12 protein-coding genes and 1 tRNA gene are annotated in these 11,682 nt (G+C 43.0%); 5 read left to right on the top strand and 8 right to left on the bottom strand.

Annotation, left to right across the window (positions count from 1 at the left end; translation table 11 throughout):
* Window positions 1-116: 116 nt before the first annotated feature.
* On the bottom strand, window positions 117-896 hold the full coding sequence (locus AC4II3_RS27235; protein WP_488015235.1) for a TrmH family RNA methyltransferase: 780 nt from the start codon (window positions 894-896) through the stop codon (window positions 117-119).
* Between the two features lie 17 nt (window positions 897-913).
* A tRNA-Leu gene (locus AC4II3_RS27230) sits at window positions 914-997 on the bottom strand.
* Window positions 998-1,536: 539 nt separating this feature from the next.
* Here AC4II3_RS27230 and murA point away from each other — a divergent pair.
* Window positions 1,537-2,934, top strand: a complete 1,398-nt coding sequence (gene murA / locus AC4II3_RS27225) for a UDP-N-acetylglucosamine 1-carboxyvinyltransferase (protein ID WP_488015233.1) — start codon at window positions 1,537-1,539, stop codon at window positions 2,932-2,934.
* An 82-nt stretch (window positions 2,935-3,016) separates the two neighbouring features.
* Here murA and thyD read toward each other — a convergent pair whose 3' ends face one another.
* Together thyD and psb28 are read right to left on the bottom strand one after the other, a co-directional pair.
* The gene (thyD, locus tag AC4II3_RS27220; protein ID WP_488015231.1) at window positions 3,017-3,931 is read right to left on the bottom strand and encodes a thylakoid membrane protein ThyD; all 915 of its coding nucleotides are present in this window, start codon (window positions 3,929-3,931) and stop codon (window positions 3,017-3,019) included.
* Window positions 3,932-4,033: 102 nt separating this feature from the next.
* The gene (gene psb28, locus AC4II3_RS27215) at window positions 4,034-4,420 is read right to left on the bottom strand and encodes a photosystem II reaction center protein Psb28 (RefSeq protein WP_488015237.1); all 387 of its coding nucleotides are present in this window, start codon (window positions 4,418-4,420) and stop codon (window positions 4,034-4,036) included.
* 185 nt (window positions 4,421-4,605) lie between these two features.
* Here psb28 and AC4II3_RS27210 point away from each other — a divergent pair, with 185 nt between their 5' ends.
* Window positions 4,606-4,893 (top strand): DUF1822 family protein, encoded by a 288-nt coding sequence (locus AC4II3_RS27210; RefSeq protein WP_488015229.1) that lies wholly within the window; start codon window positions 4,606-4,608, stop codon window positions 4,891-4,893.
* 103 nt (window positions 4,894-4,996) lie between these two features.
* Complete coding sequence (locus tag AC4II3_RS27205) at window positions 4,997-7,174, top strand: substrate-binding domain-containing protein (RefSeq protein WP_488015228.1); 2,178 nt, start codon at window positions 4,997-4,999, stop codon at window positions 7,172-7,174.
* 221 nt (window positions 7,175-7,395) lie between these two features.
* Here the strand turns inward: AC4II3_RS27205 and AC4II3_RS27200 are convergent, their stop codons facing one another.
* A complete protein-coding gene (locus tag AC4II3_RS27200; protein ID WP_488015226.1) occupies window positions 7,396-7,641 on the bottom strand; it encodes a UPF0175 family protein in 246 nt (81 codons plus the stop codon).
* Between the two features lie 37 nt (window positions 7,642-7,678).
* Here AC4II3_RS27200 and AC4II3_RS27195 point away from each other — a divergent pair, with 37 nt between their 5' ends.
* Both AC4II3_RS27195 and AC4II3_RS27190 read left to right on the top strand, forming a co-directional pair.
* Window positions 7,679-8,284 (top strand): hypothetical protein, encoded by a 606-nt coding sequence (locus AC4II3_RS27195; RefSeq protein ID WP_490722955.1) that lies wholly within the window; start codon window positions 7,679-7,681, stop codon window positions 8,282-8,284.
* A 110-nt stretch (window positions 8,285-8,394) separates the two neighbouring features.
* Entirely contained in the window at window positions 8,395-8,592 is a 198-nt protein-coding gene (locus AC4II3_RS27190; RefSeq protein WP_488012629.1) for a type II toxin-antitoxin system HicB family antitoxin, read from the top strand.
* Between the two features lie 24 nt (window positions 8,593-8,616).
* Here AC4II3_RS27190 and AC4II3_RS27185 read toward each other — a convergent pair whose 3' ends face one another.
* From AC4II3_RS27185 to AC4II3_RS27175, 3 genes are all read right to left on the bottom strand, one after another.
* On the bottom strand, window positions 8,617-8,829 hold the full coding sequence (locus AC4II3_RS27185) for a ssr2422 family thylakoid membrane protein (protein WP_488012633.1): 213 nt from the start codon (window positions 8,827-8,829) through the stop codon (window positions 8,617-8,619).
* Window positions 8,830-9,059: 230 nt separating this feature from the next.
* On the bottom strand, window positions 9,060-9,305 hold the full coding sequence (locus AC4II3_RS27180; RefSeq protein WP_488012627.1) for a DUF433 domain-containing protein: 246 nt from the start codon (window positions 9,303-9,305) through the stop codon (window positions 9,060-9,062).
* Window positions 9,306-9,869: 564 nt separating this feature from the next.
* Entirely contained in the window at window positions 9,870-11,429 is a 1,560-nt protein-coding gene (locus AC4II3_RS27175) for an FAD-dependent monooxygenase family protein (RefSeq protein WP_488012625.1), read from the bottom strand.
* Window positions 11,430-11,682: the final 253 nt, after the last annotated feature.

Below are 11,682 nucleotides of genomic sequence, written 5' to 3'. Positions count from 1 at the left end.
CAGTTCTACGCAAGATGCCAGTTCTACGCAAGATGCCAGTTCTACGCAAGATGCCCATTCCAGAAAACTCTTAAAAACATTCCATTATTAAGCAACGCCAGATGTTGCTGATTAATTCAAGAACGCTGCCGTTTCGCTTCGTACAACATCAAGGCAGCAGCAATCGCTACATTTAAGGATTCTACTCCTGGCATCAGGGGAATCTTAACTTGCTGATCTGCGGTGTTTACCAAGTCTTCCCTAAGTCCAGCTGCTTCATTGCCCAGGAGTATTAAGCTAGGACAGCCCCAATCTATGTCCCAGTAACTGACCTTAGCATCTGGTACTGTGGCCACTACTTGTATCCCTTGAGCTTGAGCTTGAGCTACGAGGGTGGGCAAATCCGGGGTAACTGCCATGGGAAGACGGAACCACTGACCGACTGAGGCTCGCAATACTTTAGGATTATCTAGCTCTACACTATCGGAACTTAGCCACAATCCTTCTGCACCAGCGGCTACAGCAGTTCTAATGATTGTTCCAAGATTTCCTGGGTCTTGTATGGTTTCTAGGGCTAGCCCTAGGGAGAGGGAATTGAAGGGTTTCGGGGAAAGGGGAAGACGGGTTGCTGTGGCTATCACTCCATCAGGCTCAACTGTAGTAGCGATCGCTTTTAGTACAGACTGACTTACTACTTCCACTCTTTGAGACCGAACGGAAGCATCGTGGGATAGTTGTGGATGAGCGTCAAGCCATTCTGGTGTATAGCAGAGGGTTACTAGGGGATAATCTACGGCACAGGCTTCTGCCAATAGGTGGGTTCCCTCCAACAGAAACAGGTCTTGCTGCCGACGTCCTTTTACTCTGTGCAGCTTGCGAATTTCCTTGACTAGGGGATTCTTAGTGCTTGTCAGCATACAAGTCTGGCTAATTATGCGGAACCCGGGACTTGAACCCGGAAGTCCTTGCGAACACTAGAACCTGAATCTAGCGCGTCTACCAATTCCGCCAGTTCCGCTTTTGTTGGCGTTATAGCAATCGTTGGTGATTCCGATAGTGGTCAGTTCTGAATCAGAACTGTCACGGTTGACGATTCAACTTAGAATTGCTAATGGGCTTGCTCTGTTAGCTCACCGGTTTTATAGTATACAGCATTTACTGGGATTGTGACTACTCCTACATCAAATCAAAGATTATGATGTAGGCTTCTCTCTCCTCACGAATGAGACTTACTGTTCCTCGATATCCTGTATCGATTTACCACAGCCATTGAGCGGCAGTCCAACCGCCATCAATCTATTATACCAAAACCAAGAGACCCCGTCAGGTAATTCCCCTCCCGCGCTTCATGCGCGGGTATAACGGGAGACCCCTTACCTGTTTAGTTGGACAAGAAACTTGTCGATAGCCGCAACGCCTGCAAATTTCCCGGTTTAGATTGCCAACTACTGAGTATAGTGGAAAACCTGACATTCGATCAAGATACTTGGAAAACTAGACATTTATAAAGTTTCAGGTAAAATCAAAACCAAATTTAACATTTCGCCAGAAATTACAATGATTTTGGAGGATAGACCCATTAGTCACTCTCAAAGCCCGATAAATCCACAATCTCTCTCCCAGGAAAACGAATCGGTTCTCAAGATTTGGGGTAGAGCGTCTCTCCACGGACAGGTAAAAATTAGTGGAGCTAAAAATTCTGCCTTGGCAATTATGGCAGGGGCTTTACTGTGTTCTCAAGATTGCCGACTGCGTAATGTGCCCTCCCTAGTAGATATCGAACGGATGAGCCAGATTCTTGCTGCTGTGGGAGTCAAGCTAAAACGCAATGGTGACATCTTAGATCTAGATGTCAGCCATATTGGACAATCAAAAGCTCCCTATGAGTTGGTTAGCCAGCTGCGAGCTAGCTTTTTTATCCTTGGTCCGATGCTAGCGCGATTGGGAGTGGCACGGATACCACTGCCTGGTGGCTGTGCGATTGGTGCTAGACCTGTAGACCTCCATGTCAGGGGTCTACAAGCTATGGGCGCTCAGGTTCATATTGAGCATGGGATGGTCAATGCTTATGTGAAGGGCACAGGTAACAACAAGCTAAAGGGGGCGAAAATCTACCTGGATTACCCCAGTGTCGGCGCAACAGAAACTCTGCTGATGGCAGCGACTCTGGCAGAAGGGGAAACCACCCTTGAAAATGCGGCTCAAGAGCCAGAAGTGGTGGATTTGGCTAATTTTTGCCGAGCAATGGGAGCTCAAATTAGTGGTGCTGGTACTAAAACTATTAGTATCTCTGGGGTTTCTAGTTTACATTCGGTGGATTACCCAATTATTCCTGACCGGATTGAGGCTGGCACTTTCTTGGTAGCTGGGGCAATTACTCACTCTGAACTGAGCCTTTACCCAGTAATACCAGAACATTTAACTGCTGTGATTGCTAAGCTACGGGCAATTGGTAGTGAGGTGATGGTGGAAGAACCCAATCGCTTACGAATTATTCCTAATAAACTAACGGCAACGGATATTGAAACCTTGCCTTATCCTGGATTTCCTACGGATATGCAAGCCCAGTTTACGGCCTTGCTGGCTCTGAGTGAGGGAAACTGTGTGGTGAGCGAAACGGTTTTTGAAAATCGGCTGCGTCATGTGGCTGAATTGAATCGCATGGGGGCGGATATCCGGGTTAAAGGGAATAATGCGATTATCAGAGGTGTGCCAATGTTGTCGGGAGCACCAGTAGTGGGTACGGATTTACGGGCATCTGCTGCACTTGTGGTAGCTGGGTTAGGGGCAGAAGGAATAACTACGATTCAGGGACTCCGTCATTTAGACCGGGGTTATGACGATTTGGAGGGTAAACTCCGACAACTTGGTGCTAGAGTAGAACGGGTTCCGGCTCAGATAGAGGAAGAGGAACTTCCTCCGACTCCCACTAATGCCATGACTGCAACACCTTAGTAGTTATAGTCATTAGTCATTAGTCATTAGTGATTGATAAATTGTTAATTGTTAATTGTTAATTGTGATCAATTTTCAATTTTCAGTTTTCAGTTTTCAATATGTCTACTAGAGCTTGCTTTACTGTGGGATACTGATAGTCCCATCCATAACTAGTGGTTCGTTTGGGTAGCACCTGTTGACCTTCCAAGACTACTACCGCTCCCTCTCCCAGCAGGGCTTCTAGGGCAACACTGGGCACTGGTAACCAGGAGGGACGATTGAGAACATCTCCAATGGCTTTACATAGTTCAGACATCAAGACAGGATTGGGGGCTGTGGCATTGAAAATCCCTTCCATGTCTGGTCTGGTTAGGGCAGCTATGATTAAGTTCACTAAGTCATCTCGGTGAATCCAAGAAAACCATTGGCGACCGGTACCGATTGGCCCTCCAGCAAACATTTGAAAGGGGGGTATCATTTTGGCTAAGGCACCGCCATTGCCCAAAACTATACCGATGCGCAGAATCACTAGTCGCACATCAGCTTCTTTGACTTTCTGGGCTTCCCCTTCCCAGGCTTGACAAACCTCTGCCAGAAAGTCGTCTCCAGCAGGACTTGTTTCATCAAAGGTGACTGTTTCACTAGTGCCGTAGTAACCAATGGCAGAAGCGTTTACTAATACCGTGGGTTTAGGGTCAGCAAGAGCGATCGCTTCCACTATTTTTTGGGTACCTAATTGGCGGCTATTGAGGATTTCCTGCTTACGGGCTGGTGTCCAGCGCTCCTCAGCAATGGGGGCTCCAGCTAAATGGACTACACCATCACAGCCTGCGATCGCATTTTGCCAATCCCCTGATTCGGTGGGAGTGTAGGTAATAGTTTCTATATTAGGAAATTGCTTCCTAGCTTTAGCTGAGTCACGGGTTAGGATTAAGGGTTGATGTCCTTCTTCTTGTAGACGCTCCACTAAGCGGCTACCGACAAATCCTGTTGCTCCAGTAATTGCGACTTTCATACGTCATCCTTGATACTTGATATCGTGTCTGATAGCACACTCATGGCTTAGGTTAACCTGGAAGGGAACCCGAAGAGCGGGGGAAAGGTTTAGGATTGGTAATTATCCTTCAGTTGGTGGTTTGCTTTCACCGTAAGCCATGCCGTTGGCTTCAGCGTACCGATTCATGAAGCGCATGAAGCGTTCCCAGTGGTCATCTTGATCAATTTCAACTTTACACTCCACTCCTGCTAGGTCATCTCCTTCTGGACCACCGAAGCGAAATTTTATTGAGGATGGAGTCATATTAATCACCCCTTCTTCGTCTGTTAAGACCATTGATTGAGAAAATCGGTTTCTATAACTGTTGAATTGTTCAATAGCCTTTAACTTTTCAAAGGTCATCAAGACGATACGGGCACCTGAGCGTCGGTTTTTTCTGAGGCTGACGTCACTCAGCTGTTCATAAATACCGTCAAAGAATTGGATGGATGGTGTTGAGGAGTTCATTGGAAATCTAAAAATATGCTTAAATTTTAGTATATCGCCTGAAGAGGGGTTGACAAAATTATTTTTATAGGGAACAGGGAGTAGGAAACAGGGAATCGGGAGTCGGGAATCGGGAATCGGGAATCGGAACCCACCCCTAACCCCTCCCAGGAGGGGAACGGGAGTCGGGAATCGGGAATCGGGACTTGGGAATTGGGAACAGAGAATATAGGGTAAGCCCAAGACAAATTAAGCCAAAATCTGATATAAATCCTGAAAAAGTCGAGATTTATTTGCAGCTTTATCCAGCTAAGAATTCCACGTATCTTCCACCAGGTTTACAGGTGGTTGTACTGAATAAATCAGAAACCAGTTGTATGGAAGAAGAAGCCAGAAGTGCTGATTACTGGTTACAGTTTCATTTCGATGTGCAATTAACAGAAAGATTCAGTGTCAGATTGGCTTTGGATCAGATTGGCTTTGGGGTATACTAGCATCACTAAAGCGATGCAGCGCGGTCTTGGGGGTTCCCCCCACTCGCTATTGCATCAAGAACAGTTTTTAGTCTAAGTTGCTCAAGTTTCATAGGAGATGACAATGCTCATAGTCAAAATGAAACTATTTGATAAGGAATCGGGATTTCATACCAATCTGGAGGTGACTGGTATGAAATTTGAACCTATCGAAGGCTTTTTACCGGCTCCACCACCAGCTCTGAATTCATCATTTGCAAACTGGCAGTTAAGTTATCGTGGTTTGGACGATGTGAAATCATGCTTCTCATCACGTCTTACCGCAGGAAAAGTAGTTAATTACTCAGCTCCTGAAGAAGCTCAGGCGGTAAAAGCACACCTCAATGAATGGCTCAACTCTGGAGATAGGGCGTGGCAACCTATCCGAGATCAATTGATTTCAATAGCAAACCAATCGAATCTTGCTGGTGAAGAAATTCACGTACTCCTTGATGTTCCGGAAACCAACTTGAGCCGCTTTCCCTGGCAAGAGTGGGATATATTTAAAAATCACTACCCAAACGCAGAAGTTATTTTAAGGATTAGAAATCCATCTAGCAAAACAATCATCCCACCTCAAAACTCCTCAAAACTCAGAATTCTAGTAGTGGTGGGTAGGAGTGATGGAATTAATACCGAGTCTGACCTAGAGGTAATCCAAGAGTTAGAAAAAAAAGGAGTAGAGGTCATTACTCTTATTCAGCCTTCTTTTCAGGAGTTATATCAAGCGCTTTTTGAAAGCTACCAGATCTTTATCTTTACTGGTCATAGTAGTTCTCAAGAAGATGGAAAGATTGGTTGGATTGAACTTAATAATCAAGAAAGTGTAACGATTAAGCAATTAAGTGAACCCTTCAAAAAAGCTATAGACAATGGATTGCAGCTAGCTATTTTCAATTCTTGTGACGGGATTGGTTTAGCCAACCAACTGACACAGTTGAATTTGCTTCAATGTATTGTCATGAGAGAACCAGTTCCCGATGTGGTAGCTGTCGCATTTTTAAAATATTTTTTCAAGGAATTTACTGCTAATAAGTCTCTTTTTACTTCAGTACACGAAGCACGCAACCGTCTGGGTTATCTTAATGAAAAATATCCAGGAGTTATCTGGTTGCCAATCCTATGTATCCGAGAATCAGCATTATATAAGCCGTTTACTTTGCAAGGACTGCTCAAAAATCCTATCTTAAAACCCAATATTTGGCAGGGTATGCTCAAAAAGCATCTATTAAAAACCGAGATTATTATGCTATTGTTTTTGATTTTTTCTATCTTATCAATAATCAACATAACTATAGGAAAAGGGCCACTATCAAGACTCATATTACCACCAGAAATAAAAGTTAATCCAAGAGAATCTATTCTAACTGATGTAAATACACCTCCAGGAACATTCCGGTACGGTGGGAGTACTACTTGGGCAAAAATTCGAGGTTTAGTTGATGACAAAATTAAACAAAAATTTCCTCAGTTCAATCTTGTATATACTGAGCATATGAGCCTACCACCAGGTTCTGGCACTGGTATTCGGATGCTTTTAGATGGTCAAATTTCTTTTTCCCAGTCTTCACGACCCATTCAACCTGAGGAACAGCAAAGAGCAAACCAAATGGGGGTTAAGCTCAAGCAAATTCCTGTGGCTATCGGTGGCATGGCTGTTATTGTTCATCCTGAGCTTGATATCAAAGGTTTGACTTTAAAGCAACTCAAAGGCATCTACACAGGTAAATTAACTAATTGGCAGCAAGTAGGTGGACCAAATCTAAAGATTACACCCTATTCTGCACCTCGTGACAGTGGTGGTACTGTAATTTTGAAAAAACACCTTTTAGAAACAGGCCAAGATTTTGCTCCCAATGTTATTTATACAAGAACTCCTACTGAAGCTATAAACAAGGTGGGGAATTTAAATAAAGAACGTGATAACGGTGGTATTTATATGGCTTCAGCTTATAATTTAGTTGGTCAGTGCAGTGTTAAACCTGTGCCTATTGGTCGTAGCAATCATGGTCCATTTGTTGCCCCATACGAAGGAAAACTTGTCCCAACAGAAGATTGCCCTGAGCAGCGCAACAAACTGAATCATAAAGTCTTTCAAAACAGTAAATATCCTATTACTCGACGTTTGTTCGTTATTATTAAAGAAGATTCTGGATATGATCAGAAAGCCGGAGAAGCTTATGCTAACTTACTTTTGACAGATGAAGGGCAAAAATTAATAGAAGAAGCTGGATTCATTCCTCAGAGGGGGCTAGAAAAATAATTCTAGCAATTATCTTTCCTCATGAGGTACAATTTTATGGGTTTTAGCTTGTAGGGTGGGCAAAGAAAGTTTGGTTATTTTTGAGTGGTTTAGATTAGATTACTTTGCCCACCAGACTTCAATAGTTATCTTCCTCTGACCATTCAATTAAAATGCTATATTTCATGGCTCTTCTCCATTCTAAACTCTCGACTCCCTAAAAGCTAATCAGCTAATAATAGTTACAGCAAACTTAGGGATTGTATGGTTTTAAGGTCTGCTTCAAAATCGGCAACATCATAATTCAAATCTAAACCGCGCTTGGCAAGTTCATGCTGAAATTCAATCACAGTTAACCCCGTCCAGGCACGGAATTTGCCACTGCTGATTTTGTCTTGTTTATACAGCATTAGCGCAATTTCAAGTTTGAATTCATCCTCAGTCATTTGGCTAGCTTGGACAATATCGTCAGGGATAACTACACTCATAATACTGTAAAATTATAGTAGTTAAGTTACTCTACAAATGAACCGCCGCCGCATTCTCAAAGCTGGACAGTCGTATACCTTCAATCAATATTTTGATCTTCCCTTTACTCTAGAAGATATCTTGGCTGAATTTGACTGTACCTTTGTGCGATCGCATATCGATCTCCCCCGTCAGCCTTTCACTGCTGCTATTGAACCCCTGCTGCACCAACTCCAGCGTAACCGCAAGCGCATCGAGCTGATCAACGAAACTGCCCGTCGCGAAGCCCTGATCGCACCAATTCTGTTTGAAGTAGTCGATCTCACTAATCACCGCATTTACATTGAATATTCTATTGCGGTTAACGAACACCTGCGGGGAACTTTAGATTATTACATTGCCAACCATAACGTGATTGTGATCGAAGCCAAACAATCTGATCTGGTACGGGGCTTCACTCAACTGGCGGTGGAGTTGATTGCCCTTGATCAGTGGCTCCAGTCTGACCAGAGAATTTTGTACGGCATTGTTACCACCGGAGAAGACTGGCGTTTCGGTACTTTTAATCGCGTTGAACGTTCCATACAACAAGACCCCAAGCGCTACATCGTCCCAGAAGAGCTAACCGAGTTGCTGGAAATTTTAGTCGGGATTATGAATTGAAACGGTTAATTAATTATAGTGGTTTTTAATTAGGGAATCGGGAATCGGGAATCGGGAATCGGGAATCAGAGGGGAGTAGAGACTTAGATAATTTACAGAAATAAATACAGATGAAAAACTACTATAGTATCTTAATTGAATGGTCAGAGCAAGACCAAACCTACATTGCTAGTTTGCCAGAATTTGGTCCCTATGCTCATACCCATGGCAGCAGCTACGAAGAGGCTCTCAAAAATGCTAAAGACGTGTTAGAGCTTTTGGTAGAAGATTACCAAGCTAGAGGGAAAGAGTTACCTTTATTAAATTAGAGTACTTCTTATTTTGGTATTGAGTTATTTTAAAACATTACTCACAATCACGATAACAGTAGCACTGGCAATTAAGCCAAACGCTAACTGAATTACCCATTGTGTGGCTTGTTGGTAATTGCTAAATCTTTCATCAAACTTTTTAACTTCATCTGAAAGCTGATCAAGTTTTCGGATTACATCAGTTAATGTTGGTTCTGAATCTTGATTTTTGTTAGGTTCTGGATCGGTAGTGATTGTCATCGTTAAACTGCCCTAATTATAGTTTTAATTATAACAAATTTGGGGAGCGATCGCACTATAGCAATCCCTGTATAAATAGTGATAATTTTTGTTAACGACTCCCAACTCATGACTCCATTAAAAGCATAATTTTCTACCTCAAACTCGGTAATTTATAATATATCATAACCGGCTTTTATCAAGCACACTGGGCAATGGAAAGTTTTTATTTGCTAGAAGTCTCACTACCTTGCCTCAGCCATCGGTGCCAACGTATAGATAACTTCATCTTGCATACATTCAACACTAAATGCAAAAATTGCTCGAATTGATTCTGAAGTTAGTGTTGGATAGCTCTCCAATATCTGTAACTCTGTCCAACCAGCAGCAAACAAGCCTAAAATAAACTCAACGGATAAACGAGTGCCTTTAACCACTGGCTTACCTAATAAAAAGTTTGGATTGGAATGAATGTCTTCTCTCCAATTCATGAGGATTAATTTTTTGATTATATTTATGGTTAACTAGTTTATAGCATTTAATTAAACTGATTTATTGTATATCGTATTTTTACTGTTTCCTGCTCTATCAAAAAACTATCCAATATAAAAATACTGCAAAGATTACCCATAGTTGAGTATATAAAATACCAAAATTACTATTTGTAAATAAATGTAAAAACTTTCAATTACCCCTTGCATTTTTTTCAGGAGTTATATATACTATAGAAAGTTACGACCGATACTAATAACCGCGCTGGTAACAGCCTTTATCAAATCAGCGCGGTTTTCCTCCCACTCAAATAGGAGTTACTTCCATCATGCCAAAAATATCACGATCATCAATCGTGGCTTTTCAGCAAGCCACCCTGCCCTTTGTGAAGGAGGTAGGTTGATATGTAAGCTTATGCGCTACGCGCACGCTGCGCGAACAGCCGTCAGCCGTCAGTCCTTAGCCTTGGCCTTAGGCCACGCTACGCGAATGGCTGAAAGCTGAAAGCTGATAGCTGATAGCTTACCTCCCTAAAACCTAAAACCTAAAACCTAAAACCTACACTAATAATCCCCCCCAGACCCATAGCGCCATGCTTCCAGCCAACGGTGGTAATAATATTTTGGTTTCGGTGGCAAGCTAGTCAACATGCCACTGAGTAATTTACCTACTGGATACAAACTACTGTAAACAGCTAAATTACTATAATGAACCATCCAATCCAATAGCATCGTTAATCCTACTTGAGGAATCACTGGCACCACTAATCCGGGTTTAGTTAATGATGTCACAAATAGCGTTTTAGATAATCCTGAAAACTTCACTACATCTTGGAGGAAGGGCTTAAGCACATCATCTCCCAGGTTTGCCATGGCTTGGAATACGCCAGTCAGTAATTGATTAATTTGATTTGGTGCTAGTTGTTGCTTGATGCCAACACTCATCGTCCGTTGAAACATCCAAGTTACGCCAATATTAGGCTGATAGGGTTGTAGTTGGGCTAAAGCATTCCGGTCTAGCAAATCATACTCCAAGGCTTCATGAATTCCGTTACTTAGACGCTTTAAATGTCTGACCATGGAACCAAATCCACCAAAACTGACTGGGGATTGCCCACCACTGCTATCCCCTATGGGTAAAATCCGATTCCAAGGCATTCTTAGGGGGCTTTTTTGATAGGAAGGAAAAAAGCCAAATAGTACTCGTTTAAAATCAAGTTGGGATAACTCTACTCCCTGGTATTCTGGTAAGAGACGGAAGTATTCGTCACATAAAAATTCTAAACTAGGACGTTCGGGATTAGCATCTAAGTAGGTAAATAAATAGGTTGTTCTACCATCCCGGGCTGGAAATGCTTCCCAGAAATATTGACATTGATTTTGGATAGGAGTGAAGGATACTATCAAATCCCCCATGTCATTTTTAGGATAGCCTTCAGCACAGCTACCAACCACTAAACAAACCCCTTCTGGTTTCTGACCTTGCCTGACTTGCTTAACAATTGGGGAAAAATGTCCCATGGCATCTATCAGTAAGCGAGCCTTAACTTGGGTAACCTCCAACTGGTCAACTTTCAACCCGATTGAGACGCCATCGGGATGAATGGTTGCTTGTGTAAAGGATGTCTTTTCAAAGAGCTTACCGCCAGCAGCTAAAAATTTGGTTTTGAGGGTATCGAGCAGAAAGACTGGGTCAACACCAATGTTGAGTACGTCGTTTACCAAGAAATCAGGACCCTGGAAAAAACTGATCCGAGCTGGGTTATACTCGGATGCGATCGCATTCTCTAATTCCGCTGTTGAGAGTAACTCAAGTTCCAGGAATACCTCCAGTTCTTGGCGAGAGATATTCCACTCTTGGTCTCTACCGCGCAAAACCCCCCGTTCAACTACCGCAACTCGCCAGCCTCGCTGTTGTAGAGCAGCACCAATCAGAATTCCTAAGGTACCGCCACAGATTACTACATCCAAGTCTAGGGTGCCTAATCCCTCTTCGGTTTCTGTAATCACCTCTGGGATTGGAGTTGTCCCATCTCGTAAGGCTTTCCAGACTTTGTCAGCACTGCGCAGGCGTCCGAGAACATCACCAGGTAACTGGGATAGGATTTGTTCGGTTTGACTCATGGATGTTGGTTGATACTTAGATGCTAAGACTTTCTTTGTTTTATTTTAAATTTCCACAAGGCTCAGAGGCTGATGCGAACAGCATTCAGCATTCAGCATTCAGCATTCAGCATTCAGCATTCAGCATTCAGCTTAAGCGCTACGCGCACGCTACGCGAACAGCATTCAGTTATCAGCCATTGGTCAAGCTACCCCAACAGCTTTTGAATAAAATAAGCTGACGACTGACGGCTGACCACTGACTGCTGACCAC

It is taken from the genome of Moorena sp. (genome assembly GCF_982860115.1).
This window is presented reverse-complemented; position numbering and strand designations above follow the sequence as displayed.